Origin of the sequence: Adlercreutzia sp. DFI.6.23, assembly GCF_024462535.1 — a bacterium.
GTDB classification, from domain to species: domain Bacteria; phylum Actinomycetota; class Coriobacteriia; order Coriobacteriales; family Eggerthellaceae; genus Adlercreutzia; species Adlercreutzia rubneri.
In genome coordinates, this window is the sequence record NZ_JANGBP010000005.1 from 141,295 (window position 1) to 165,384 (window position 24,090).

27 protein-coding genes are annotated in these 24,090 nt (G+C 61.8%); 24 read left to right on the forward strand and 3 right to left on the reverse strand.

Features of this window, described 5'->3' with window-relative positions; all coding sequences use genetic code 11:
- The first annotated feature begins 6 nt into the window (after positions 1–6).
- Positions 7–702 (forward strand): succinate dehydrogenase/fumarate reductase iron-sulfur subunit, encoded by a 696-nt coding sequence (locus tag NE591_RS06505; protein WP_173112349.1) that lies wholly within the window; start codon positions 7–9, stop codon positions 700–702.
- Between the two features lie 161 nt (positions 703–863).
- Here NE591_RS06505 and NE591_RS06510 read toward each other — a convergent pair whose 3' ends face one another.
- Positions 864–1,976 carry an ATP-binding protein gene (locus NE591_RS06510; protein ID WP_173112352.1) on the reverse strand — a complete coding sequence of 371 codons (1,113 nt, stop codon included), beginning with the start codon at positions 1,974–1,976 and terminating at the stop codon, positions 864–866.
- Positions 1,977–2,148: 172 nt separating this feature from the next.
- Between NE591_RS06510 and NE591_RS16245 the strand changes: the two genes are divergently transcribed.
- Both NE591_RS16245 and NE591_RS06520 read left to right on the forward strand, forming a co-directional pair.
- Positions 2,149–2,580, forward strand: a complete 432-nt coding sequence (locus NE591_RS16245) for a DUF3362 domain-containing protein (protein ID WP_173112355.1) — start codon at positions 2,149–2,151, stop codon at positions 2,578–2,580.
- 111 nt (positions 2,581–2,691) lie between these two features.
- Positions 2,692–4,101, forward strand: coding sequence for a LuxR family transcriptional regulator (locus NE591_RS06520; RefSeq protein WP_256156492.1), 1,410 nt, complete (start codon positions 2,692–2,694; stop codon positions 4,099–4,101).
- 171 nt (positions 4,102–4,272) lie between these two features.
- Here the strand turns inward: NE591_RS06520 and NE591_RS06525 are convergent, their stop codons facing one another.
- On the reverse strand, positions 4,273–5,961 hold the full coding sequence (locus NE591_RS06525) for an FAD-dependent oxidoreductase (protein ID WP_173112363.1): 1,689 nt from the start codon (positions 5,959–5,961) through the stop codon (positions 4,273–4,275).
- Positions 5,962–6,571: 610 nt separating this feature from the next.
- Here NE591_RS06525 and rplB point away from each other — a divergent pair.
- The 20 genes from rplB to NE591_RS06625 all read left to right on the forward strand — a co-directional run bounded on the left by rplB (position 6,572) and on the right by NE591_RS06625 (position 18,505).
- Entirely contained in the window at positions 6,572–7,402 is an 831-nt protein-coding gene (gene rplB, locus NE591_RS06530; RefSeq protein WP_022740333.1) for a 50S ribosomal protein L2, read from the forward strand.
- Between the two features lie 20 nt (positions 7,403–7,422).
- Positions 7,423–7,695 carry a 30S ribosomal protein S19 gene (gene rpsS / locus NE591_RS06535; RefSeq protein ID WP_022740332.1) on the forward strand — a complete coding sequence of 91 codons (273 nt, stop codon included), beginning with the start codon at positions 7,423–7,425 and terminating at the stop codon, positions 7,693–7,695.
- Positions 7,696–7,714: 19 nt separating this feature from the next.
- Positions 7,715–8,056 (forward strand): 50S ribosomal protein L22, encoded by a 342-nt coding sequence (gene rplV / locus NE591_RS06540; RefSeq protein WP_022740331.1) that lies wholly within the window; start codon positions 7,715–7,717, stop codon positions 8,054–8,056.
- Between the two features lie 5 nt (positions 8,057–8,061).
- On the forward strand, positions 8,062–8,775 hold the full coding sequence (rpsC, locus tag NE591_RS06545; RefSeq protein WP_022740330.1) for a 30S ribosomal protein S3: 714 nt from the start codon (positions 8,062–8,064) through the stop codon (positions 8,773–8,775).
- Positions 8,776–9,198: a 50S ribosomal protein L16 gene (gene rplP / locus NE591_RS06550; protein ID WP_016309215.1), complete on the forward strand. Its 423-nt coding sequence runs from the start codon at positions 8,776–8,778 to the stop codon at positions 9,196–9,198.
- A complete protein-coding gene (gene rpmC, locus NE591_RS06555) occupies positions 9,198–9,392 on the forward strand; it encodes a 50S ribosomal protein L29 (RefSeq protein ID WP_016309214.1) in 195 nt (64 codons plus the stop codon). Before rplP ends, rpmC begins: the two co-directional genes overlap by 1 nt.
- A gap of 19 nt (positions 9,393–9,411) precedes the next feature.
- On the forward strand, positions 9,412–9,672 hold the full coding sequence (gene rpsQ / locus NE591_RS06560; RefSeq protein ID WP_016309213.1) for a 30S ribosomal protein S17: 261 nt from the start codon (positions 9,412–9,414) through the stop codon (positions 9,670–9,672).
- A gap of 50 nt (positions 9,673–9,722) precedes the next feature.
- Entirely contained in the window at positions 9,723–10,091 is a 369-nt protein-coding gene (gene rplN, locus NE591_RS06565) for a 50S ribosomal protein L14 (RefSeq protein WP_022740329.1), read from the forward strand.
- Between the two features lie 28 nt (positions 10,092–10,119).
- Positions 10,120–10,440 carry a 50S ribosomal protein L24 gene (gene rplX / locus NE591_RS06570; protein WP_084280901.1) on the forward strand — a complete coding sequence of 107 codons (321 nt, stop codon included), beginning with the start codon at positions 10,120–10,122 and terminating at the stop codon, positions 10,438–10,440.
- A 191-nt stretch (positions 10,441–10,631) separates the two neighbouring features.
- On the forward strand, positions 10,632–11,183 hold the full coding sequence (gene rplE, locus NE591_RS06575) for a 50S ribosomal protein L5 (protein ID WP_041714614.1): 552 nt from the start codon (positions 10,632–10,634) through the stop codon (positions 11,181–11,183).
- Between the two features lie 97 nt (positions 11,184–11,280).
- Positions 11,281–11,466 (forward strand): type Z 30S ribosomal protein S14, encoded by a 186-nt coding sequence (locus tag NE591_RS06580; RefSeq protein ID WP_013980746.1) that lies wholly within the window; start codon positions 11,281–11,283, stop codon positions 11,464–11,466.
- A gap of 101 nt (positions 11,467–11,567) precedes the next feature.
- On the forward strand, positions 11,568–11,966 hold the full coding sequence (rpsH, locus tag NE591_RS06585; RefSeq protein ID WP_022740326.1) for a 30S ribosomal protein S8: 399 nt from the start codon (positions 11,568–11,570) through the stop codon (positions 11,964–11,966).
- A gap of 18 nt (positions 11,967–11,984) precedes the next feature.
- Entirely contained in the window at positions 11,985–12,524 is a 540-nt protein-coding gene (rplF, locus tag NE591_RS06590; RefSeq protein WP_256156500.1) for a 50S ribosomal protein L6, read from the forward strand.
- 36 nt (positions 12,525–12,560) lie between these two features.
- Entirely contained in the window at positions 12,561–12,929 is a 369-nt protein-coding gene (gene rplR, locus NE591_RS06595; protein WP_016309207.1) for a 50S ribosomal protein L18, read from the forward strand.
- Between the two features lie 15 nt (positions 12,930–12,944).
- Positions 12,945–13,475, forward strand: a complete 531-nt coding sequence (gene rpsE / locus NE591_RS06600; RefSeq protein ID WP_256156501.1) for a 30S ribosomal protein S5 — start codon at positions 12,945–12,947, stop codon at positions 13,473–13,475.
- Positions 13,475–13,666, forward strand: coding sequence for a 50S ribosomal protein L30 (gene rpmD, locus NE591_RS06605; RefSeq protein WP_114548596.1), 192 nt, complete (start codon positions 13,475–13,477; stop codon positions 13,664–13,666). Before rpsE ends, rpmD begins: the two co-directional genes overlap by 1 nt.
- Positions 13,667–13,817: 151 nt before the next feature.
- Positions 13,818–14,267 carry a 50S ribosomal protein L15 gene (rplO, locus tag NE591_RS06610; protein ID WP_022740322.1) on the forward strand — a complete coding sequence of 150 codons (450 nt, stop codon included), beginning with the start codon at positions 13,818–13,820 and terminating at the stop codon, positions 14,265–14,267.
- Positions 14,261–15,541, forward strand: coding sequence for a preprotein translocase subunit SecY (gene secY / locus NE591_RS06615; protein ID WP_173112366.1), 1,281 nt, complete (start codon positions 14,261–14,263; stop codon positions 15,539–15,541). The genes rplO and secY overlap by 7 nt, the downstream gene beginning before the upstream one ends.
- Positions 15,542–15,578: 37 nt before the next feature.
- A complete protein-coding gene (locus NE591_RS06620; protein WP_157012270.1) occupies positions 15,579–16,208 on the forward strand; it encodes an adenylate kinase in 630 nt (209 codons plus the stop codon).
- Positions 16,209–16,327: 119 nt separating this feature from the next.
- Positions 16,328–18,505: a cytochrome C oxidase Cbb3 gene (locus NE591_RS06625; RefSeq protein ID WP_173112369.1), complete on the forward strand. Its 2,178-nt coding sequence runs from the start codon at positions 16,328–16,330 to the stop codon at positions 18,503–18,505.
- Here the strand turns inward: NE591_RS06625 and NE591_RS06630 are convergent.
- Entirely contained in the window at positions 18,502–20,157 is a 1,656-nt protein-coding gene (locus tag NE591_RS06630) for an ABC transporter substrate-binding protein (protein ID WP_173112372.1), read from the reverse strand. The genes NE591_RS06625 and NE591_RS06630 overlap by 4 nt on opposite strands.
- Positions 20,158–20,473: 316 nt before the next feature.
- Here NE591_RS06630 and nifJ point away from each other — a divergent pair, with 316 nt between their 5' ends.
- Positions 20,474–24,025, forward strand: coding sequence for a pyruvate:ferredoxin (flavodoxin) oxidoreductase (nifJ, locus tag NE591_RS06635; protein ID WP_256156502.1), 3,552 nt, complete (start codon positions 20,474–20,476; stop codon positions 24,023–24,025).
- Positions 24,026–24,090 lie beyond the last annotated feature (65 nt).

Here is a 24,090-nt window from a genome sequence, read left to right on the forward strand (position 1 = left end):
TACGCTATGAAGCTCACTATCAAGCGCTACGATCCCTCGAAGGACAACGCGCCCTACGACGTGACCTACGAGGTGCCCCACGACGACGAGTACATGACTCTTCTGCAGGCGTTGGTGTACGTGCACGAGAACGAAGAACCGCTGGCCTTCGACTTCTCCTGCCGCGGGCGCATGTGCGGCCGCTGTGCCATGATGATGGACGGCAAGCCGGTGCTGGCCTGCGTCGAGCCCATCGATGACGGCAACCACACCGTCGAGCCCTTGGAGGGTGTGCCGGTTATCAAGGACCTCATCGTGGACAAGAGCCAGGTGCAGGCCCGCATCGCCGAGACCTACAAGCGTGTGCGCGTCGCCCCGCTGACCGAGGCCGACCTCCAGGAGTACAACATGGAGCACGAGGCGGAGCTGTTCGGCATCAACTACTGCGCCCGCTGCCAGGTGTGCACCGCCGGCTGCCCGGCCCGCGCCACCAACCCCGAGTACATCGGCCCCTCGCACATGCTGGCCGTGGCCTTCCGCCACTTCGACGCCTACGACCAGGCCGACCGCGTCGTCGAGGCCGTCCAGGGCGGCCTGTGGGACTGCACCATGTGCGGCACCTGCACGACGCTGTGCAACCAGCTGGAGATCGACCACCTGACCATCTGGCAGAAGCTGCGCGACGCCGCCACCGAGCGCGGCCTCATCGTCGAGGAAGCCTAAGCCATCCCCTCCGGGGCCTTCCGACCCTCCCTCCCGCCGGAAGGCCCCCTCTTGCTTGCAGCGGCGGGCGCGACCACACGGCCGCGCCCGCCGCTTTTCGATTGGCGTATCGAAAAGCTCTGTGCCAGCGGTTCTTAAGCGAGCGCTCTCCGCACGCTCTGTTAATCTACCTCGGCTTCGCGAGCGGCGAAGAACTCTCGGAAGCCTGGCAGACAGAATTCGAGCTGCCCTTTGGCCCTCTCGCTAATAATGCCCTGCTTCAATAGGCGCTTCTTGTACCGGGACACGTGGCCAGACTGCTTACCGAGCCTCTTGGCGAGGGCGGCTTGCTTCGTCGTCCGAGAGTCTTCCAGCATGGCCGTTAGGAATGCTCGGTCGGCCTCGGTTAGCTCGTAATAAGTCGCCTCGTAAACGCGCTCTTCCAGTTCCCGCTGGGCGATGGCCGCAGCGCTGCGAATATCGGCTGCCGTGACCTGGGTCCGATCCGAGGCGAGATTCCAGGCTCGATAGCCGAGGAGCTGGAACATGTAGGGAAAGCCACCGATGGCCTCAACAGCAACAGTCAAGGCCTCGTCGTCAAGAGCTTTCCCTCCCTTCTCCATGGTAATGCGGAAAGCCTCTGCCACTTCGTAGTCGCTGATCGAAGCGAGATCGTGCCGGGTCGCGCGACGTAAAAACGATGTGGTCTTCCCAGCCAAGAGTGCGGTGAGGCCATAGGGGAGGCCAGCCATCAGAAGGGCGACTTTGCGGTTTTCATCGAGAAAATGCTGGAAGGCCGTTACGAGGGTGGTCATTTCGTCAAGATCGGGATCGACCTCATCGATAGTCACAACGAGTCCGACTCCAGCTTCCTCAAGCTGGTCGAGTACATCGTCCATCCTTGTGCGCCAACTGGTTTTGGCATCTTCTCGGTTATCCCAAGATAGAGATCCGATAGGAGCAATGCTCACCGAGGCAAGTTTGCGCTTGGGGGTGCCATCGATAAGGTGAGAAGCGCCCCGGTTGATACGTAAGAGGATTTCCTCAAGCATATCAGGAGAGGATGTTACCCTGGCGGACACCCAGCCGTTCTCTTCGGCCATATTTGCGAAGAGCGAGAGAAGCGCTGTCTTGCCGGCGCCTCGAGCACCCACGAAAACAGAGACAAGAGCTGGATCGTTGCCGCTGCCCTTGAGGGCGAAATCCATCTCGTCCACCAAGTCGGTGCGGCCGGCCATATAGGCGGGAATCTTGCCGAAGATGGGCGTGAAGGGGTTTTCAGCTGGTTCATCCATGGGTATCTCCTTGCGCTGTGTTAGCAAAGTTAGCAATTTTTAGTAAAGTTAGCATTTGTTAGGAAAGTTAGCAAGTAGAAGTCCGAACGAGGACGGCAGGGGCGACGGCGTTTCGGTTCAGCGAACGCAAGGCGGCCGAGCCCTGGGCCGTCACGTTTCTGGCCGGCTTCGCATGGCCCCCGAGCAGGTGCAGGACTTTCACCCCACGCCGCCCGCCATTTCCACCTGCATGTACTACACGGGCCTCGAAAGAGCAGCCTGTTGTCGAGATAGTCGGAGTGAAGAACGCGAGAATCGCAAGCCGCCCCTGTTCGTATTCGTCCGTGTCAACGGTAAAATAGGTTCGGCTTTCACCGAGGATCTCGTTGTCGATAGCGTAGTTCTTGGGGAAGAAGGCGACGTCGTTGTCGCGCAAGCAATAGTGTCGGCCATTTTGTCATCCAGCTTTACGACTTGGCCAATGCCCAACGTAGCTATGGCGAACCTCCCTTCATGCTCTCTCGCGTTATTGTCGGTACATCATAGCCGCTGCTCTGCATTGCAGCGAGAAAATGTGGTAGCAGTTGGGGTAGCGTTGTGGGCGCGCGCGGGAGTTGCTGCGTAGGCTTATCGAAAAGTGCCGCCTACGCCCGAGCACGTCTTTTCTTTCGAGAACGCGTCAGCTCTTGACGTGAGCGCTATACTGAGAATACTTAATCAAGGGAGGTGCTGACGGATGGGCTCAAATTTGCGCAAATGGCAGCTGCCCGCCTTGATATCATTGGGAATGAGCTTCTTTTGGCTGTTGCTCAGGCGTGGTCACATTGCTCTTTTTTTCGCTCCTGTGGAAACTGGAGCTGGGCTGCCTGGCCCCTATCTTGCGGCCGTGGTGCTAGCGCTCGCCGTTGCGCTTGCTGATGCTCTTGCGCAAGGCTTTTTTTCCAGAATCGTGGTTAGGCATGCCTGGATACTCGTTTTTGTAGGCGGCATCTCCGCGGTACTGGGGCTGGTCGCTGGCATCTTGGGTTCTGAGAGTCCTCCTGCCGTCGCTCTCGGAAAGGCGGTTTGCTACGCCGCTCTGCTTTGTGGGCTTGCGTGGGGATGGGGGACGCTCGTTTCCGAGAGGTTGTCTCGGCGCGTCATTGTCAGCGTGGCGATTTCTTTTGCCCTCGCAACCTTGGTTTCTCTGGTCGATCTATCTCCCGAGCCGTTTTGCTTTGTGCTGCCTTTTGCGGGGCCGCTCGTATCCTCTTTGGCACTATGGAAGGCGGCTGATATGCTTTCCGCCTCCGACAAACCGTCGGCTGACGAAGCTGTCTTGCATGAAAAAGGTCGCTTTATGGCTCTCGTGATTGCCTACTTGCTTGTTGGCGGTCTCGTTCGGGGCATGAGTTATGCGGAAGGTGCGAGTTCGACTCCATCCGTGGGCGGCTCGCTATCCGTTACCCTTGCATCCTTTGGGTGCGCGGCCGTTGTGGTGGCGATCTTCATCGCCATGAGAAACGATGAATTGGCGCTTAATCTTCTCTGGGCTGTCGTATCGCTTTTATATTTCATGGGATTGTTCGGGATGGTGTCTGCTTCTGGTTTTCTTGGATCGGGCCTGTTCGTTGCAGCGAGGACTTGTTTCATCTTGCTGCTTTTCCTATCCTTGGCGGATTTAGCCGCCTCTAAAGGGCAACCAAGTCGCTACATGCTGCTCTTCATTGCTACTGAAACGCTTTCGTCGGCCGTTACTTACGTATTTGTCCCTTGGGTGGCTGCTGTTTTTCCATCCCTGTTTCAAGTTGCACGCGAGTCGATGCTACTCATGGCTGCGCTTGCTCTTATCGGTCTGACGTTAATTGTTCTTACCTATGAAAAGTACTATTCTCAATTAAAGAAGCAGGGCAAAGGAGGACAACAGTCGCTTTTGCTCGATCCGCAAGCTGCGTTAGACGAACTGTCCTGTACCTACCTCCTCACGCAGCGCGAGCGAGAGGTATGCGCGTTGCTGTATAAGGGAAACAACTATAAAAAGATTGCCGAGGTCTTGGTCATCTCTCCGCAAACCGTGCTCTCACACACGCGCAATATTTACGCGAAGCTGAACGTGCATTCAAAGCAGGAGCTTATTGACCTCGTGAACTGTCGTATTGGCGAATAAGCTCGCAATATCACGAGACGAGACGTTCGATCGCTGAGCGCGGGGGATCGTAAGTGGTTAACTGCGAGCGCGGAAATGCTCAATGTGCTCTATAGGCTCTATCCTGCGTTGTGCCTCGAGACAGAACAGAGGGAGCCTCTGAGAGGCTCCCTCTGCAAAGGGGAGGGTATTCTACTTGGACGCCGTGTATGTTTCTTTAAACTCGTCCCACTCTGCTGGGTGGGAAGGTTCAAGGGCGCCCGTAATGGCATGCAGCGCCGCAACGCGTCCTGAGTTCATGCATGAGCCGACCGACATGCCCGCCCAATAAATGCTCCAGTCGGCGGCTCCGCAGAGATCTCCTGCGCCGAAGCCCGTGGCGTACAATCCAGGGATGGGCTCGTTCTGGCTGTCGATGACTTGGTAGTTTCCATTTACGGCAATGCCACCACAGGTGGCAGTAATGCGAATCCAGCGATGACGGCCCCAGAACGGAGGGGTATCGATGGGCTTCAAATAGGCCTGATCTTTGCCGAAGTCGACATCAACGCCGGATTTTGCCAGCTCGTTGTATCGCTCGACAGATGCTATGAGGTTGGCAGCTGGAATCCCTAATTTATCTGCTAGTTCATCAAGGGTATCGGCGTAGTGAGTATCAATGAGGCTCTCCACTACCCCTTCACCGCCGCCTTCGCCTGGAACATATTGACGCAATTTGGCTTCGTCGGCTGGACGGCCGCCCCAGTCAGTCACCTGGGTTTGATAGTTGCTGTCGAAGATCATGGAATACTTTCCTGGATCTGCAGCGTCTTGGAAGCGCAGGATATTGACGGCGCTCGTTGATGGCATTGATTCATCCATAAAGCGGTCGCCGTTTTCGTTGACGCACAGGAAGGGCTCATCGGGCATAGGGCCCGAATCGAAATCATGCATCTGGCGGCTGTGATGCACGGGAGTAATGTGTCCGCCTGCCATTGCTGACATCAAAATGCCGTCGCCCGTTTTGTTGACTTGCTTTCGCGCGAAGCGGGAAAGGTCAGGCGAGAACCGATCGACCATGCTCGAGTTGTTCTGATAATCGCCTGTGGCCAAGATGACTGCTTTAGTGGCGTTAAAAAGTTCGAACCCGTCAGACGTTTGACCGACTACGCCGGTCACGGAGCCTTCACTGTCTTTTATGAGCTGTACGCCGGGGGTTGAATAATAGAAGTCGGCTCCTCTGTCTTCAGCCATGGCTGCAAGCGCCTGAATTAACTGCAGGTTGCTTTCGGGTTTTACGGCCGAGTCGTTCTTAATATAGAGAACCTGTGCGCCCTCGCCATATTCGAACACCTCTGAGGAGTTTTTGGCATTAGGGTAACCCGCCTCTTGCGCCTGCCTGCTGATCCACATAATCGTCTCGCCGGAATGCTCGACATAGGTCTTCAAGAGCTCGTAGTTGACGCGATACTCGCATAGCTCGGCATAGGTTGACATGAATCGCTTGATGCCCAGTTCGGTACTTTCCTGCAGGCAGGCTCCCGCTCCAGCGCAGCCTTGCGAGATGGCGGTAGACTCCTTCTGGAGACAGGCAACAGTGGCGCCCTCCTCCAAAGCGGTCAGCACGGCAGGTAGGCCTGCGGTACCGGCTCCTACGACCACGATATCGTAAGTGTGCTCTTTGACGAAATCGGTGATAGGCTCGAGGATAACGGCAGATTCCTCGAAGTCTTCGGCAGCAAAGCCTTGAGGAATTTCCGCGCCCCCGCTGGTCGCGGTATCCGTGCCCGTGTCGGACATGCTAGTAGATGGCCCCGTAGCGCAACCAGTAAGGCTTGCCACAAGCGCGCCAGCCCCCAATGCTGCCGCTCCTTGGATGAATTGTCGACGCTGCATTTCCATAGTTCCTCCTTCAGGTGGGATATTGAGCAGGTCTTCGAACGACCTTTGATAAGACTGCTGCATCGATTAATGAGAGAACACCCCAAAAATTAGGTATCATTGAGGAAGTTTTTGCTAGGCAATTATTGGGTAGATCTCAGTAAGCCCAGGTAAAGAGTCGTGGCACGCTGCTCGAAGGTTGTCTGCGTTCTACCGTGCCCCCATGCAGCAGCACCGATAAGAGAGGCTGGGGCGTGAGTCGTGTGGTGTGCATTGCTGCGCGTGGATTAGGCGCTTGCGGTTGATGCGAGCAGCAATCTCTTCTCCCCGTATGTGCGGGAAATGTGGCGTTTGCCGACTTCGAAAAAAACTTCTTGAGGCGCCCTTCTTCCAAACCTATAATGCTTCTTTGCGTCTGTGTGCCTATGGATACACCCGGGCGCGTGGCAAGACGGCGTCGCAGCGTAGAGCCTCCATCTGCGCCGATACGGCAATCGTCCATGCCACTTTCGTAGGGGATACCCGGTGTGCGGAGAGGCGCGCGAGCGGGCATCCGAAGTAAGGGGCGATTCGCCCCGGGCTGCCGTTACCAGCCCGGCCGCGGAGAGTCCGAAGAAGAAAGGTTGTTACTGTGGGAATCAAACAGTACAAGCCGACGAGCCCCGGCCGACGTTTCCAGACGGTCTCCGATTTCTCGGAGATCACCACGTCCAAGCCGGAGAAGTCTCTTCTGGCCCCGAAGCCGAAGAAGGCCGGTCGCAACTGCTATGGCCGCATCACCACCCGTCACCAGGGCGGCGGCAACAAGCAGCGCTACCGCATCATCGACTTCAAGCGCAACAAGGACGGCGTGCCCGCCAAGGTTGCCACCATCGAGTACGATCCCAACCGCTCGGCCCGTATCGCTCTGCTGCACTACGTTGATGGCGAGAAGCGCTACATCATTCACCCGAAGGGCCTGAAGGTGGGCGACATCGTGGTCTCCGGTCCGGAAGCCGACATCAAGCCGGGCAATGCTCTGCCTTTGGCGAACATCCCCGTCGGTACGCTGATCCACAACGTGGAGCTGCAGCCGGGCAAGGGCGCCGCTATCGCCCGTTCCGCCGGTACCTCCATTCAGCTCATGGGCAAGGAGGGCAACTACGCCATCCTGCGCATGCCCTCTTCCGAGATGCGCCGCGTGCTCATCACCTGCCGCGCCACCATCGGCGAGGTGGGCAACGCCGAGCACTCCAACATCAAGATCGGCAAGGCCGGCCGCAAGCGCTGGATGGGCGTTCGCCCCTCTGTCCGCGGTACGGTTATGAACCCGGTCGACCATCCGCACGGCGGCGGCGAGGGCAAGAACAAGTCCGCTGGTCGTCACCCGGTCACCCCCTGGGGCGTGCCGACCAAGGGCCATCGCACCCGCAACAAGAAGAAGGCCTCGAGCCGTCTCATCATCCGTCGTCGCAAGAAGTAGCGGAATCGTAAGGAGTCATAGTGAGCAGAAGTTTGAAAAAGGGTCCTTTCGTAGAACCGCGCCTTCTTGCCCGCATCGAGGCAATGAACGCGGCCGGCGAAAAGGAAGTCATCAAGACGTGGTCCCGCGCGAGCACCATCTTCCCGGAAATGGTGGGTCACACCATCGCCGTGTACGATGGCCGCAAGCACGTGCCGGTCTACGTTACCGAGTCCATGGTTGGTCACAAGCTGGGCGAGTTCTCGCCGACCCGTACCTTCAAGGGTCATGCGGCCGACAAGAAGAAGCGATAGGGCATAGGTGAGAAGTTACATGGAAACTAAAGCAGTATCGCGTTACGTCCGCATCGCTCCCCGCAAGGCCCGCATCGTGGTCGACCTGGTTCGCGGCAAGTCCGTGCCCCAGGCCCGCGAGATCCTGGCTTTCTGCGAGCGCGCCGCCGCTGAGACCGTCGCAAAGACGCTGAACTCCGCCGTGGCCAACGCCGAGCACAACAATCACCTTCGCGGCGACAACCTGGTGGTCAAGGCCGCCTACGTCGACGAAGGCCCGACCCTGAAGCGCATTCGTCCCCGCGCCAAGGGCTCCGCGTCGCGCATCAACAAGCGCACGTGCCACATCACCATTGTCGTCGCACCCCGAGAGGAGGCATAAGGTCCATGGGTCAGAAAGTCAGCCCTACCGGATTCCGCCTCGGTATCACCGAGGATTGGCGCAGCCGCTGGTACGCCGGTAAGGATTACGCCAAGACGCTCGAGAACGATATCGCCATCCGCAAGTTTCTCGACAAGCAGCTCGCCCGTGCCTCCGTGTCTCGCGTGGACATCGAGCGCGCCGGCGACAAGATCAAGGTGACCATCACCACGGCCCGCCCCGGCGTGGTCATCGGCAAGAAGGGCGCCGAGATCGACGCTCTGCGCAAGAAGCTCGAGAAGGTCGCCGACGGCCCGGTCTCCATCGACGTGGTCGAGGTGAAGCGTCCCGAGCTGGACGCCGAGCTCATCGCCCAGTCCGTGGCCGAGCAGCTCGAGGGCCGCGTGGCCTTCCGCCGTGCCATGCGCAAGGCCGTGCAGTCCGCCATGAAGTCCGGTGCCAAGGGTATCCGCATCCAGTGCTCCGGTCGTCTGGGCGGCGCCGAGATGAGCCGCCGCGAGTGGTACCGCGAGGGTCGCGTGCCGCTGCACACCCTCCGCGCGAAGATCGACTACGGCTTCGCCACCGCCGCCACCACCATGGGCTCCATCGGCGTACAGGTGTGGGTGTACCACGGCGAGGTGCTGCCGGGCCAGAAGGCTCCCCAGCCCGCGCTCGAGGGTTCGTCCCGCCCGAACCGTTCCCGTCGTAATGATCGCCGCGAGAGGGGTGACAAGTAAATGCTCGTACCTAAGCGCGTAAAGCACCGCAAGGTGCAGCGTGGTTCCATGAAGGGCAAGGCCAAAGGTGGCACCCGTCTGAACCACGGCGAGTATGGCATCCAGGCCCTCGAGGCCCACTGGATCACCAACCGTCAGATCGAGGCAGCTCGTATTGCCATGACCCGTCACATGAAGCGTGGCGGCAAGGTCTGGATCACGATCTTCCCCGACAAGCCCATCACCTCCAAGCCCGCCGAGACCCGCATGGGTTCCGGTAAGGGCAACCCCGAGGGCTGGGTCGCTGTCGTGAAGCCCGGCCGCATCATGTTCGAGATCGCCGGCGTCGATGACGAGACCGCCCGCGAGGCTCTGCGTCTGGCCATCAACAAGCTGCCCATCAAGTGCAAGATCGTCACTCGTGAAACGGAGGGGCAGCAATAATGAAAGCAGCAGAGATTCGTGAACTTTCTGCCGAAGACCTGCAGGTGAAGCTGAAGGAGGCCAAGGCGGAGCTGTTCAACCTTCGCTTCCAGATGGCCACCAGCCAGCTGGACAACACTGCCCGCGTCAAGCAGGTTAAGAAGGACATCGCGCGCATCATGACTGAGATGCGGGCTCGCGAGCTGAGCGCGTAGCTTAAGGAAGGTGCAAGAAATGACTGAAGAGCGCAATCTGCGTAAAGTACGTCAGGGCGTCGTCGTCAGCGATGCCAACGACAAGACCATCGTGGTGGCCGTCGAGGAGCGCAAGCCCCATCCCATCTACAAGAAGATGATCACCTCCACCAAGAAGTTCCATGCCCATGACGAGAACAACGAGGCCGGCGTCGGCGACACCGTTCAGATCATGGAGACGCGCCCGCTGTCCAAGATGAAGCGCTGGCGTTTGCTGAAGATCGTCGAGAAGGCCAAATAGTTTGAGTGCTCCGGCACGAGGACTATTGATAAGGAAAGTAGGAACATCACATGATTCAGATGCAATCCATGCTCGCCGTGGCCGACAACTCCGGCGCTCGCAAGGTGCAGTGCATCAAGGTCCTGGGCGGCTCGAAGCGCCGCTATGCGGGCCTCGGTGACGTGATCATCTGCAGCGTCAAGGAAGCGATGCCCAACGGCAACGTCAAGAAGGGCGAGGTCGTGCGTTGCGTGATCGTGCGCGTGAAGAAGGAAGTCCGTCGCGCCGACGGCTCCTACATCCGCTTCGATCAGAACGCCGCCGTGCTCATCAACAACGACGGCTCTCCGCGCGGCACCCGTATCTTCGGGCCCGTCGCCCGCGAGCTGCGCGACAAGAAGTACATGAAGATCGTGTCTCTGGCACCGGAAACGCTGTAGGGGAGGTGTCAGAATGGCTCAGAACAAGATGACGATCCGCAAGGGCGACACCGTCAAGGTCATCGCCGGCAAGGACCGCGGCAAGACCGGCAAGGTGCTGCGCTCGGTGCCCGAGAAGTCCCGCGTTGTCGTGGAGAAGGTGAACATGGTCAAGAAGGCCATGCGCCCGACCCAGGCCAACCCCCAGGGCGGCATTTCTACCGTCGAGGCGCCCATCCACGTGTCCAACGTGATGCTCGTGTGCCCCAGCTGCGGCGAGGCCACCCGCGTGGCCCGTCGCCGCGAGGACGGCAAGCTCGTCCGCGTCTGCAAGAAGTGCGGCAAGGACATCCCCGCCGTCGAGGCCTAAGATAAGGCACTCAAGGCTCTGAACAGACCGCCTGCTACCGAATTTGTGTAGCGGGCGGTTTTTACTTGGAAAGTATCTCGTTTTGTGGGACAATTTCCAATCGCGCGCAAGCGCCATGGCCCTGGGAAGGTCCCAGGGACGCCGGGTCGGAAATCCGGCGTTTAATCCATCGGAGAAAGGTTTGAAGAAAGATGGCTGATACCCCCCGCCTCAAGGTGAAGTACCAGACCGAGATCGTCCCCGCGCTCGTCGAGCAGCTCGGCATCAAGAACATCAACTGCGTGCCGAAGCTGGAGAAGATCGTCGTGAACATGGGCGTCGGCGCTGCCGCCGGCGATTCCAAGCTGCTTGATGCCGCCATGAACGACATGCGCATCATCACCGGCCAGCAGCCCTGCGTGACCCGCGCCAAGAAGTCCATCGCCGGCTTCCATGTGCGCGAGGGCCAGGCCATCGGCTGCAAGGTGACCCTGCGCGGCGACCGCATGTGGGAGTTCCTCGATCGCCTGCTGGCTACCGCCCTTCCGCGCGTCCGCGACTTCCGCGGCATCTCGCCGAAGAGCTTCGACGGCCGCGGCAACTACACCCTGGGCATCACCGAGCAGCTCATCTTCCCGGAGATCGAGTACGACAAGATCGATCGCACCCGCGGCATGGACATCACCTTCGTGACCAATGCCGGCGACAACGATTCCGCGTTCGCTCTTCTGTCCGCCCTCGGGTTCCCGTTCAAGAGCAAGTAAACCGACCGGGGCCCACTTATGCCCCGCGTCGCGCAACCTCGGTCACAAGTCCGCGATAAGGCTGCGGGCTTAAGGACATAAAGAAAGAAGGACATGCATGGCTAAGAAATCGATGATCGCCAAAGCCAAGCGCGAGCCGAAGTTCTCTACGCGTCAGCACAACCGCTGCACCCGTTGCGGACGTCCCCGCGCCTACTATCGCAAGTTCGGCCTGTGCCGTATTTGCGTGCGTGAGTTGGCTAACAAAGGCGAGCTGCCCGGCGTGACCAAGGCTTCCTGGTAGAAGACGCGGACGCTAAGGGTGTGCCGACGTTAAAGGCGGAGGCGCTATGGGCGCCGACGAACCGAACGCCGGTTCATCACGGATCAAAGGAGAAAACAAACATGACAATGACCGACCCCATCGCAGACATGCTTACGCGTGTGCGTAACGCCCAGTCTGCCGGCAAGGACACCGTGTCCATGCCGACGAGCAAGAAGCTCGTCGAGATCGTGCGCATTATGGAGCAGGAAGGCTACATCCAGCGCTTCGATGTCATCGACGGCGAGCCCCGCGGCACCCTTGAGATCACCCTCAAGTACGGCCCGAAGAAGGCCAAGACCATCCGCGGCATCAAGCGCATCTCCAAGCCGGGTCTGCGCATCTATGCCGGCAAGGACGATCTGCCCCGCGTGCTCGGCGGCCTCGGCACGGCAATTATCTCGACCAGTCGCGGCGTCATGACCGACCGCGATGCCCGCAAGCAGGGCATCGGCGGCGAGGTCATCGCCTATCTGTGGTAGGAAAGGAAGGTATCTAGTATGTCTCGTATCGGCAAGATGCCCATCCCCGTTCCTGCCGGCGTCGATGTGACCATCGACGGCCAGACGGTGACGGTGAAGGGCCCCAAGGGGGAGCTTACCCGCACGTTCCTGCCGTCCATGACCATCACCCGCGACGGCGATGAGCTTATCGTCACCCGTCCCGACGACACCCGTGAGTCCAAGAGCGCCCACGGCCTGACCCGCACCCTTCTCGCCAACATGGTGGAGGGCGTGTCGAACGGCTTCTCCAAGAAGCTGCAGCTCGTCGGCGTTGGCTATCGTGCCGCACTCAAGGGCAAGGATCTCGAGATGCAGCTCGGCTACTCCCATCCCGTGCTGGTGGAGGCTCCCGAGGACATCACCTTCGAGGTGCCCTCTCAGACCGAGATCGTCGTGTCCGGTCCGAGCAAGGAGCAGGTCGGCCAGGTTGCCGCGAACATCCGCAAGTGGCGCAAGCCGGAGCCCTACAAGGGCAAGGGCATTCGCTACGAGGGCGAGCATGTCCGCCGCAAGGCTGGCAAGGCCGGCAAAGACTAAGTGCCTATTCGGTAGCTGATTGAAGGGATTAAACCTATGAATAAGCAACAGGAGAAGCAGGCCCGTCTTGCCCGTCGCCATCGTCGCGTGCGCGGCAAGATCTCCGGCACTGCAGCTCGCCCGCGTCTGTGCGTGACGCGGAGCAACAGCAACATGTACGTGCAGGTCATCGATGACGTGGCCCACACCACCATCTGCGGCGTCTCTACCCTCGGGGAGGCCTTCAAGGCCACCGGCAAGAGCGGCGCGACCGTCGAGGGCGCAGCCGAGCTCGGCACCATCGTTGGCAAGTTGGCTCAGGAAAACGGCGTGACGGAAGTTGTGTTCGACCGTGGCGGCCACCTGTATCATGGGCGCGTGAAGGCTCTGGCCGAAGCTGCCCGTGAAGCAGGATTGAAATTCTAGAAGGGGTTTTAGCTTATGGCTCGTAACAACAACCGTCAGCAGGAGAGCACGACTCCTGAGCTTCAGGAGCGCGTGGTCTTCATCAATCGCGTCGCGAAGACCGTCAAGGGCGGCCGTCGCATGCAGCTCTCGGCCCTGGTCGTCGTCGGCGACGGCAACGGCCGCGTGGGCGTGGGCATGGGCAAGTCCGCCGAGGTGCCCACCGCCATCAAGAAGGGCGTCGAGGACGCGAAGAAGAACATGTTCACCGTCCCTGTGACCGTCGAGGGCTCGGTGCCCCACGAGATCATGGGCGAGTACGGTGCCGGCCGCGTGCTGATCAAGCCCGCTGTTCCCGGTACCGGTGTGCTCGCCGGTGGCCCGGTTCGCGCCATCATGGAGCTGGCCGGCGTTCAGAACGTGATCACCAAGTCGCTGGGCACGGACAACGCCATGAACATCGTGAAGGCTGCCGCCGAGGGTCTCAAGAACATGGAGAGCCCCGTCCAGGTCGCCGAGCGCCGCGGCATCTCCGTGGCCGAGATGTTCGGCGGGAAGGAGAACTAATGGCTGAGACGAACAAGACGCTGCGCCTCACCCAGGTGAAGAGCGCCATCGGCCGCAAGCCGAACCAGGGTCGCACCCTGCGCGCGCTGGGCCTGCACGGCATCGGCAGCACCACCGAGCAGGTGGACAACGAGAGCGTCCGTGGCATGATTTTCACGGTTAAGCATCTCATCACCGTCGAGGAAATTTAAGCCTCGTCACACTTTTGATGGACTCCGGCGTGTTCCCAGAGGGGAGCACGCCGTTGCCATGATAGATGGAAGTTTGCTAGCGGCGAGCTGCTAGCACTGACTGAGGGAAGAGGAATTCCCCGTTCAGAGAGCGAAAAGGAGATTTACTTACATGGAACTCAAGGATCTGCGCCCGGCCGAGGGCTCGACGAAGAACCGCAAGCGCGTGGGCCGCGGCCCCGCTTCCGGCACCGGTAAGACCGCCGGTCGCGGCATGAACGGCCAGAAGTCCCGTGCCGGTGGCGGCAAGGGTGCCGGCTTCGAGGGCGGCCAGACGCCGCTCGCCCGTCGTCTGCCGAAGCTGCCCGGCTTCCGCAACTTCAACCGTGTGGAGTACCTGCCCGTGAACGTCAGCCGTCTCGATGCCAAGTTCGAGGCCGGCGACGTGGTGGATGGCGAGTCCCTGAAGGCCAAGGGCATCATCAAGCATGCCGACGCGCTGGTGAAGGTGCTCGGCGACGGCGAGATCACCAAGGCTCTCACTGTCCGCGTCGATAAGGTGTCCGCTTCCGCCAAGGCGAAGATCGAGGCGGCCGGAGGAAAGGTCGAAGAGCCTTGCTAAGCTCAATCATTGACGCATTCAAGGTTCCGGAGCTGCGCAAGAAGATCCTCTTCACCTTGGCTATTCTTGCGCTGTACCGCTTCGGTGCCTACGTGCCGGTGCCGGGCATTCCCTTCCATGAGTTTGCCACGGCCTTCCAGGACACGGGCGTGGCTATGACCATGCTCGACCTGTTCACCGGTGGCGCGCTGTCGAACTTCTCGGTGTTCTCGCTCGGCATCATGCCCTACATCACCGCATCCATCATCATGCAGCTGATGCAGGGCGTCATCCCCGCCGTGGGCCGCTGGGCTCGCGAGGGGGACACGGGCCGTCGCAAGATCACCCAGGTGACCCGCTACCTGACGCTGGGTCTCGGCCTCATCAACGCGGTGGGCTACCTGCTGCTGTTCAAGTCGCCGGCCTACGGTGTGCAGTTCTCCACGGAGGTGCCCGAGGCGCTCACGAACATCATCATCGTGTTCACCTTGGTCGCCGGTACCGCCTTCATCATGTGGATGGGCGAGCTTATCACCCAGCGCGGCATCGGCAACGGCATGTCGCTCATCATCTTCGTGAGCATCGTGTCCCGCGTGCCGTCGGCCATCTTCTCGTCGGCTACCCTGACGAGCGATCTGGGCACGGGCATCGCGCTCACCATCGTGATTTTGGCCGTGGTGCTCGTCTGCATCCCGCTGATCATTTTCGTGGAGCGCGCCCAGCGCCGCATTCCGGTCAACTACGCCAAGCGCGTCCAGGGCCGCAAGATGATGGGTGGCCAGTCCACCTACATTCCGCTGAAGGTGAACGCGGCCGGCGTTATCCCGATCATCTTCGCGAGCTGCATCATCTACTTCCCGGCGCAGCTGGCGGCGATCTTCAACGTCGATTGGTTGACCACCTTCGCGAACTGGTGCTCCACCGGCTGGCTGAACTGGCTGCTCACCGTTGCACTCATCGTGTTCTTCGCGTACTTCTACACCTCCATGGTGTTCAATCCGGAGGAGACGGCGGACAACATCCGCAAGCAGGGCGGCTTCATCCCCGGCGTGCGTCCGGGCACGGCCACGGTGCAGTACATCAAGAACGTGATCAACCGCGTGACGCTGCCCGGCGGCATCTTCATCGCGCTGATCGCGGTTGTGCCCACCATCATCTTCTACTTCACCAACAACCAGCTCATCCAGGCCTTCGGCGGTACGTCCATCCTCATTATGATCGGCGTGGCGCTTGACACCATGAGCAAGGTGGAGAGCCAGTTGAAGATGTACAACTACGAAGGCTTCTTTAAGTAAGGCGGACGCGCAGTCCGAATAGGAAAGGATGTTTGCTATGAACATCGTGCTTTTGGGGGCGCCGGGTGCCGGCAAGGGTACTCAGGCCGCCAAGCTGGTGGAGGAGTTCTCCACGCCCCATATCTCCACGGGCGACATGCTGCGCGCCGCCGTGGCCGCCGGCACCGAGCTGGGCCAGAAGGCCAAGTCCTACATGGACGCCGGCGACTTGGTGCCCGACGACGTCATCATCGGCCTGGTGACCGAGCGCCTGCAGGACGACGACACGGCCGCTGGCTTCATCCTGGACGGCTTCCCGCGCACCTCGGCTCAGGCTGTGGCGCTGGACGCGGAGCTCTCCAAGTTGGGCCGTCCGCTGGACGCCGCCCTGCTCATCGATGTGGATCCCGAGGTCATTGTGGCCCGTCTCACCTCTCGTCGCATGTGCCGCGACTGCGGCTACATCGGCAGCGCCGCCGACGGCGACGCCTGCCCCAAGTGCGGCGGCGAGATGTACCAGCGCGACGACGACAACGAGGCCACGGTGCGCAACCGTCTCGACGTGTACGAGACGTCCACGAGCCCGCTGATCGACTACTACCGCGGCTGCGAGCTGCTCGTCACCATCGACGGCGACCGCGACCCGAACGTGGTGTACGCCGACGTCAAGGAGGCCCTCGACCTGTAGGCCGGAGAACGCGCAGCCAAACCCGTAGGGGGCGACCTTGGTCGCCCCTTTTTTGTCGTGCGCTGTCGTTCTGCTTGCGAGGGCTGACCAAGGTCAGCCCCTACGGTATAATCTCCCTCATGCCCACTGTGCGCGAGAACATAGCCTACACCTTCGAGCATTTCATGCTCGTCTACCGCGGTACCTTGTTGAAGGTGGCCCGGGCGGTGGCGATCATTGCTCTTATCGCCCTGGCGTTGGAGGTCTTCGTCTTCAATATCAACTTCTTCACTTCGTCGGGCTATCGAACCATCAACTTGGACGACCGTATTCAGCTCCAGCGCAACGACGAGGGTGCCTTTCTGCTCACTGATGTGGATCACACGCTCGAGTTCTCCAGCCTGAACACCGAGGTGCGCAACATCCGCATCGATTTCAACGCCGATCAGCCGGCCCAGAACATCGCCGTGAAGATCCAGTTCACCGACTCGGCCCACCAGACCTATTTCGACACCACGGAGTACACCGTCGGCATCCCCGATGCGAGCGTGTCCACGGTGGTGGATCCGAGCAAGTTCATCAACCTGCAGACCGCCGGGTATGTGGAGAACTTGCGCATCGAGGTAGTGGGGGAGGACGTCTCCTACCCCATCCTCTTGAACGGCGTTTCCCTGAATGCCCACCGCCCCTTCGCCTTCAACCCGTTGCGCTTTGTGGCCGTTTTCGGGCTGCTGCTTTTGGGCTACGCGTTCCGTCCCAAGTCGGCCATCTACCGCATTCGCATTGTCGAGAACCCGCGCAAGTCGAAGGCGGGCATCATCTTCGCCGTGGCCATCGAGCTGGCGCTTACGACGACGTTCCTCTTCTACGGCTCGAACCTCGTGGGCGTGGCCACCTCTTCCTACAACTACGGCGCTTGGAACGGCACGTCGCTCGTGAACACCTTCGAGGTGGGCGGCGACAACGCCCAGCAGTACGCCATGCTGGCCCAGGCCATGGCCAAAGGCCAGCTGTATCTGGAGGAGGAGCCGCCCCAGTGGCTCAAGGACATGGAGGATCCCTACGACAAGGGCGCCCGCGACGAGGCCCAGAAGGAGACCGGCGAGCCCTACCTGTTCGATGTGGCCTACCACGACGGGCACTACTACGTCTACTTCGGCGTGGTGCCGGTGCTGCTGTTCTACCTGCCCTTCTATCTGCTCACCGGGGCCAATTTCCCCACGGCCATCGGCGTGCTCGTCATGGCGCTGCTGTTCATCTTGGGGGCCACGGCCCTTCTCGACCGATTCGCCCGCTACCATTTCCGCTCGGTGAGCCTCGGCGTGTACCTGCTGCTTCAGATACCGCTCGTGTTCTGTTGCGGCATCATGTACCTCGTGAAGTTCCCGACCTTCTACTCCCTGCCCATCATGTGCGGCCTGGCGTTCTCGGTGTGGGGCCTGTATTGCTGGATGCGCTCGCGGCTCGCCGCGCACAAGTGCGGCTGGCTGTTCGCCGGGTCGCTGTGCATGGCGCTCGTGGCTGGCTGCCGTCCCCAGCTGCTCGTGCTGTCACTTCTGGCCTTCCCGCTGTTCTGGCGCACCTACATCACCGAGCGCCGGCTGGCCACCCGCCGGGGTATCGTGGAGTTCGCCTGCCTGGCGGCCCCCTACGTTTTGGTGGCCGCGGGCATCATGGCCTACAACTACGCGCGCTTCGGCTCGCTGACCGATTTCGGCGCGAACTACAACCTGACGGTGAACGACATGACCAAGCGCGGCATGAACGTCGGTCGCCTGGCCCCGGCGTTCTTCACCTACTTCCTACAGCCGCCCTGCATGACCGGCGTCTTCCCGTTTTTGCAGCCGGCGCTCTTCGAGACCACCTACATGGGACAGACCATCAAGGAAGTGACCTTCGGCGGCATTCTCGCCTGCCTGCCCATTTTGTGGGTGCTCGCCTTCACGCGGCGCATTCTGGGGATGCGGGCGCGTCAGGCCGAGACGCGTACCATCTTCGGCATCATCGTGGTGCTGGTGGCCTCCGGCGTGCTCGTGGCGCTGCTCGATGCGGAGCTAGCGGGCATCCTGCAGCGGTACTATGCCGATTTCAGCTTCATGTTCCTGGCCGCCGCCGTGCTTCTGTGCTTCGTGGTGAACGAGTCGCTGGCCGACCGGGCGGCCCTTCACGATCTCATGCTGAAGCTTCTGCTCGTGCTCGTCGGCGTATCGGTGGCCTACAGCGCCCTGCTCTGCCTTGCCCCGGAAACCGGCTGGTACTCGGATGTGTACCCGTGGGCCTACCAGGGGCTGCTCGACGCGGTGGTCTTCTGGCGCTAAATGGGATCGGCGTCGCGCATGGGCGTCGTGCCGAGGAAGTTGAGTCCCGTGGCCGAGATGGGGTCGTAGTCGTCCAGCTGGGCCGTCCACCAGGCCGTGGCCGTCTCGCGATGAAACAGCGGATAGAGGGGCACCTCGGCGGCGATGATGTCGAAGCATTGGTTCCACAGGGGCTGCTGCTCGTCCTCGGAGGTCTTCGACCGCGCCTCGGCCAGAAGTTCTGCCATCTCCGCGAAGGCCGGGGTGGTGGCCCAGCGGCTGCGGGCGCGCGTCCACACGTTGTCGCCGTACCACCAGCTGATGATGAGGTCGGCGTCGTTTCCGAAGCACGACGGGTCGCCGGGGGAGAGCACGACGTCGAAGGGCAGAAGCGTGCCCGGCTCCGGTTCCGTGGATAGGTCCGCAAACAGGGCCGTCGTGTCCAGGAGCACCACCTCGGCGGTGACGCCCACGGCCTTCCAGTCCTCTGCGATGGCGGGGGCGAGCGTGCTCACCCAGTTGTCGTTCGCACGCAGGGTCAGGGCCAGCTCATCGACGCCGGCCTCGGCCAGAAGTTTGCGCGCTTTCTCCGGGTCGTAGCTGTAGACCGTGGCCGCGCGGTGGTAATGCCGGAAGTAATCGGGCAGAAGGGACGTGGCCGCCCGCGCGTGGCCCGCCATGTACGTGCCGATGAGCGAGTCGACGTCGATGGCGTACAGCAGCGCCTGGCGCACGCGCACGTCGTCGAAGGGCGGCTTCTCGCAGTTGAACATGAGGAAGGGGAGGTTGAACCCGGGCACCCATTCCACCGTGGCCCCCGCATCGGCCAGCTCCTCGGCGCGCACGACCGGGGCGGCCTCCATGACCATGACGTCTTTGTCGATAAGCTCGTCAGTGCGGCGCGTATCGTCCAGCAGCACCGACCATTCCATGCGCTCGCAGGTGGCTGGCCAAGGGCCGGTGTAGCGGTGGTTCGCCGTGAAGGAGATGCGGCCCCCGTCGGCGGCGTTGATGGTCTCGTAGCACCACGGACCCGAGCCGACGGGTTTGCTTGCCAGCTCCTCGTCGGTGATCGTCGCCGGGAACACGCGAACGAGGGCCAGGCGCTCCTGCAGCACCGAGCCCATGGGGGCGTTCAGTTTGAAGTGCACCGTGCGCTCGTCGGGGGCCGACACTGCCGTGATGAACGAGAGGAACGCGCCGTACAGGTCGCTTTCGCCGTTGCGCTCGAAGGCGTTCACGACATCGGCGGAGGTGAGCGGCGAGCCGTCGGAGAAGACGGTGTCCTCGCGCAGGGTCACCTCGTATTCCAAGTCGTCTATCTGAACGGGCGCGTCGGCTGCCAGGCCGCACTCGGCCCGATAGGTATGCATGTTCAGCTCGTAGAGCCCCTCGAAGACGTGCCAGCCGGCCGCGAGAAAGACGCCGGAGCTCGTGCCGATGGGGTTCGGATCGCTCCCCTCGTAGGCCATGGCGGCCGTGAGCGTTCGGGCCACGCCGCTCTGCGCGGCCACGGGCTCGGTGGGCGCGTTGTCGTCGGCCGGATCTGCCGGTGCGGGCCCGGGCTCGATGGGCTGCTCCACCGAGCAGCCGGCCAGCGTCAACGCGCCTCCGGCCGCCAGCGCCGCCGTCCCGGCCACAAAGGCCCGCCGCGTGAGGGGGAAGTTCAGCATCGTAAAGGCTCCTTCTTTGTTTTCCGCAGCCTATTATATAGAAAGTTGGAGCAGCTCGAAGAAAGCCCATGACAAAGATGCAGGTGCCCCGCCGACCGACGGGGATAAGCCTAGCGCGGCCCGCCCGTGCGTTGACGGCGCGTTGGCGCGCGCGGGCTGCTAATATCGGACAGGTATTTCTGTTCGCAGAGCAAATCCGACCCGCATCGTCGGACGCGCTTCGTCCCTCCGACCTCTCCGCGACAGTACCACCCGCGCGTTGAGCGACGAGGCCGCAAGCCGGCCGATGCCGTGCGGGCCAGATAAGGAGAGGAACATGACGAGAGAACTCAAGTCGATGGACGGCAACAACGCCGCAGCGCATGTCTCGTATGCGTTCACGGAGGTTGCCGGCATCTACCCGATCACGCCTTCCAGCCCCATGGCCGACTTCGTCGACATCTGGGCCGCCCAGGGCCGCAAGAACATCTTCGGCACCACGGTGAAGGTGTGCGAGATGCAGTCCGAGGGCGGTGCGGCCGGCGCGGTTCACGGCTCTCTGGCCACCGGCGCGCTGACCACCACCTACACGGCCAGTCAGGGCCTGCTCCTCATGATCCCCAACATGTACAAGATCGCCGCCGAGCAGTTGCCGACCGTCTTCCACGTGTCGGCCCGCACCGTCTCCACCCAGGCGCTCAACATCTTCGGCGACCACTCCGACGTCATGGCCTGCCGCCAGACCGGTTTCGCGATGCTGGCCGAGGGCAACGTGCAGGAGGTCATGGACCTGTCCGCCGTGGCCCACTTGGCTGCCATCAAGGGCCGCGTTCCCTTCCTGAACTTCTTCGACGGCTTCCGCACCTCCCATGAGATCCAGAAGATCCAGGTGTGGGACTACGAGGATCTGGCCGAGATGTGCGACATGGATGCCGTGCGCGCCTTCCGCGAGCACTCCCTGAACCCGGAGCGCCCGGCCATGCGCGGTTCCCACGAGAACGGCGACATCTTCTTCCAGCACCGCGAGTCCTGCAACCCCATCTACAACGACCTGCCGGCCGTGGTGGAGGAGTACATGGAGAAGGTGAACGCGAAGCTGGGCACCAACTACCAGCTGTTCAACTACTACGGTGCCCCGGATGCCGAGCGCGTCATCGTGGCCATGGGCTCCATCTGCGACGTGGCCGAGGAGGTCATCGACTACCTCACCGCCCAGGGCGAGAAGGTGGGCCTCGTGAAGGTGCGCTTGTACCGCCCCTTCGTCACCGAGAAGTTCGTGGCCGCCCTGCCCGAGACGGTGAAGAAGATCGCCGTGCTCGACCGCACCAAGGAGCCCGGCTCCATTGGAGAGCCCCTGTACATGGACGTCGTGAACGCGCTGTCCGTGGAAGGCCGCGAGGGCATCACCGTCATCGGCGGCCGCTACGGCCTCGGTTCCAAGGACACTCCGCCGTCCTCCGTGTTCGCCGTGTACACCGAGCTTGAGAAGGACGCGCCGCGCCGCCAGTTCACCATCGGCATCGTCGACGACGTGACGAACTTGTCGCTGCCGGAGGTTCCCGCCCCCAACACCGCCGCCCCCGGCACCATCGAGTGCAAGTTCTGGGGCCTCGGCGGCGACGGCACCGTGGGCGCGAACAAGAACTCCATCAAGATCATCGGCGACCACACCGACAAGTACGTTCAGGCCTACTTCCAGTACGACTCGAAGAAGACCGGCGGCGTGACCATCTCGCACCTGCGCTTCGGCGACAGCCCCATCCGCAGCCCCTACTACGTGAACAAGGCCGACTTCGTGGCCTGCCACAACCCCTCCTACATCACCAAGGACTTCCCCATCGTGCGCGATGTGAAGCCCGGCGGCGCCCTGCTCATCAACTGCCAGTGGACGCCCGAGGAGTTGGAGGAGCACCTGTCGGCCGCCGCTAAGCGCTACATCGCCGAGAACGACATCAAGCTCTGCCTCATCAACGCCATCGATTTGGCCATCGAGATCGGCATGGGCAAGCGCACCAACACCATCCTGCAGTCCGCCTTCTTCACTCTGGCGAAGGTCATGCCGCAGGAGGAGGCCATCCAGTACATGAAGGATGCCGCCACGAAGTCCTACGCCAAGAAGGGCGCCGACATCGTGGACATGAACCACAAGGCCATTGACGCCGGCGCCACTGCCTTCGTGCAGGTGGACGTGCCCGAGGCGTGGAAGACGGCCGAAGCGGCGCCAAAGACCTCCGACATCGATGGCCGTCCCGAGACGGTGGCGCTCGTCACCAACGTCATGGAGCCCGTGGCCCGCATGGACGGCGACTCGCTGCCCGTGTCCGCCTTCGTCGGCTACGAGGACGGCCAGTTCCCGCTGGGTGCTTCGGCCTATGAGAAGCGCGGCGTGGCCGTGTCGGTGCCTGAGTGGAACCCCGATACCTGCATCCAGTGCAACCAGTGCTCCTTCGTCTGCCCCCACGCCACCATCCGTCCCTTCGCGCTGACCGACGCCGAGATGGCGCAGGCTCCGGCCCAGACCAAGCACGTGCCGGTGAAGGGCAAGGTGGGCGCTGACATGCAGTACGTGCTGGCCGTGTCGCCGCTGGATTGCATGGGCTGCGGCCTGTGCGTCATCCAGTGCCCGACCGACTCGCTCACCATGATGCCCATCGCCGATGAGCTGGACGAGCAGCCGGTGTTCGACTACTGCGTGAACAAGGTGGCGGCCAAGCCTGAGCTCGAGGGCACGTCGGTGAAGGCGAGCCAGTTTAAGAAGCCGCTGCTTGAGTTCTCCGGCTCCTGTGCCGGTTGCGCCCAGACCTCCTATGCGCGCCTGGTCACCCAGCTGTTCGGCGACCGCATGTACATTGCCAACGCCACGGGATGCTCCTCCATTTGGGGCGGTCCGGCGGCCACCTCTCCTTACACGGTGAACGCCGACGGCCACGGCCCGGCCTGGTCCAACTCGCTGTTCGAGGACAACGCGGAGCACGGCATGGGCATGCTTCTGGGTTATGAGGCTGTGCAGGACAAGGTCGTGGTCGATTCCGAGGCGCTCATCGAGTGCGCCGGAGCGGCCGGTGAGCTGGCCGACGCGGCCCGCGCGTGGCTTGAGGCCCGCACGGATGCCGAGGCCTCCAAGACGACGGCTGCGGCTTATGTGGCGGCCTTGACGACGGCGGCCGAGGGCACCGGCGAGGTGGCCGAGCTGGCGGCAGGCATCCTGGCCAACAAGGAGTACCTGACCAAGAAGTCCGTGTGGATCTTCGGCGGCGACGGCTGGGCCTACGACATCGGCTACGGCGGACTCGACCACGTGCTCGCCTCCGGCAAGGACGTGAACGTGTTCGTGTTCGACACCGAGGTGTACTCCAACACCGGCGGCCAGGCCTCCAAGGCCTCCAATCTCGGCCAGGTGGCGCAGTTCGCCGCCGCTGGCAAGGACGTGAAGAAGAAGTCGCTGGCCGAGATCGCCATGACCTACGGCTATGTGTACGTGGCCCAGGTGGCCATGGGCGCGAACCTCAACCAGACCATCAAGGCTATCACCGAGGCCGAAGCCTACCCGGGCCCCTCTCTCATCATCGGCTACAGCCCGTGCGAGATGCACTCCATCAAGGGCGGCATGACCAACTGCCAGACCGAGATGAAGAAGGCCGTCGATTGCGGCTATTGGAACCTGCTGCGCTTCAACCCCGAGGGCGCTCCGGGCAAGAAGCTCGTCATCGACTCGAAGGACCCGGCCGAGGGCGAGTACCAGAACTTCCTCATGAACGAGGCCCGCTACAGCCGCCTGACCCGCGAGTTCCCCGAGCGCGCCGAGGAGCTGTTCGCCGAGAACGAGCAGGCCGCCATGGCCCGCTGGTCGCACCTGCAGAAGCTTAAGGACCTCTACGCCGCCGAGTAGGTGCTCGCGGACAGATCGCCTCACCCGAAGGGAGTCGGCCTTTGCGCCGGCTCCCTTTTTCTACC

Excerpts from the sequence above, each read along its gene's own strand:
- NE591_RS06525 (WP_173112363.1), bottom strand. The coding sequence starts at position 5,961 with ATGGAAATGCAGCGTCGACAATTCATCCAAGGAGCGGCAGCATTGGGG.
- rpmC (WP_016309214.1), top strand. The coding sequence starts at position 9,198 with ATGAAAGCAGCAGAGATTCGTGAACTTTCTGCCGAAGACCTGCAGGTG.
- NE591_RS06625 (WP_173112369.1), top strand. The coding sequence starts at position 16,328 with ATGCCCACTGTGCGCGAGAACATAGCCTACACCTTCGAGCATTTCATG.
- rplV (WP_022740331.1), top strand. The coding sequence starts at position 7,715 with ATGGAAACTAAAGCAGTATCGCGTTACGTCCGCATCGCTCCCCGCAAG.
- rpsQ (WP_016309213.1), top strand. The coding sequence starts at position 9,412 with ATGACTGAAGAGCGCAATCTGCGTAAAGTACGTCAGGGCGTCGTCGTC.
- rplR (WP_016309207.1), top strand. The coding sequence starts at position 12,561 with ATGAATAAGCAACAGGAGAAGCAGGCCCGTCTTGCCCGTCGCCATCGT.
- rplP (WP_016309215.1), top strand. The coding sequence starts at position 8,776 with ATGCTCGTACCTAAGCGCGTAAAGCACCGCAAGGTGCAGCGTGGTTCC.
- NE591_RS06620 (WP_157012270.1), top strand. The coding sequence starts at position 15,579 with ATGAACATCGTGCTTTTGGGGGCGCCGGGTGCCGGCAAGGGTACTCAG.
- rplN (WP_022740329.1), top strand. The coding sequence starts at position 9,723 with ATGATTCAGATGCAATCCATGCTCGCCGTGGCCGACAACTCCGGCGCT.
- NE591_RS06630 (WP_173112372.1), bottom strand. The coding sequence starts at position 20,157 with ATGCTGAACTTCCCCCTCACGCGGCGGGCCTTTGTGGCCGGGACGGCG.
- nifJ (WP_256156502.1), top strand. The coding sequence starts at position 20,474 with ATGACGAGAGAACTCAAGTCGATGGACGGCAACAACGCCGCAGCGCAT.
- rplF (WP_256156500.1), top strand. The coding sequence starts at position 11,985 with ATGTCTCGTATCGGCAAGATGCCCATCCCCGTTCCTGCCGGCGTCGAT.
- rpsC (WP_022740330.1), top strand. The coding sequence starts at position 8,062 with ATGGGTCAGAAAGTCAGCCCTACCGGATTCCGCCTCGGTATCACCGAG.
- rplX (WP_084280901.1), top strand. The coding sequence starts at position 10,120 with ATGACGATCCGCAAGGGCGACACCGTCAAGGTCATCGCCGGCAAGGAC.
- NE591_RS06510 (WP_173112352.1), bottom strand. The coding sequence starts at position 1,976 with ATGGATGAACCAGCTGAAAACCCCTTCACGCCCATCTTCGGCAAGATT.
- rplE (WP_041714614.1), top strand. The coding sequence starts at position 10,632 with ATGGCTGATACCCCCCGCCTCAAGGTGAAGTACCAGACCGAGATCGTC.
- NE591_RS16245 (WP_173112355.1), top strand. The coding sequence starts at position 2,149 with ATGGCCCCCGAGCAGGTGCAGGACTTTCACCCCACGCCGCCCGCCATT.
- NE591_RS06520 (WP_256156492.1), top strand. The coding sequence starts at position 2,692 with ATGGGCTCAAATTTGCGCAAATGGCAGCTGCCCGCCTTGATATCATTG.
- rpsE (WP_256156501.1), top strand. The coding sequence starts at position 12,945 with ATGGCTCGTAACAACAACCGTCAGCAGGAGAGCACGACTCCTGAGCTT.
- rplO (WP_022740322.1), top strand. The coding sequence starts at position 13,818 with ATGGAACTCAAGGATCTGCGCCCGGCCGAGGGCTCGACGAAGAACCGC.
- NE591_RS06505 (WP_173112349.1), top strand. The coding sequence starts at position 7 with ATGAAGCTCACTATCAAGCGCTACGATCCCTCGAAGGACAACGCGCCC.
- NE591_RS06580 (WP_013980746.1), top strand. The coding sequence starts at position 11,281 with ATGGCTAAGAAATCGATGATCGCCAAAGCCAAGCGCGAGCCGAAGTTC.
- rpsH (WP_022740326.1), top strand. The coding sequence starts at position 11,568 with ATGACAATGACCGACCCCATCGCAGACATGCTTACGCGTGTGCGTAAC.
- rpmD (WP_114548596.1), top strand. The coding sequence starts at position 13,475 with ATGGCTGAGACGAACAAGACGCTGCGCCTCACCCAGGTGAAGAGCGCC.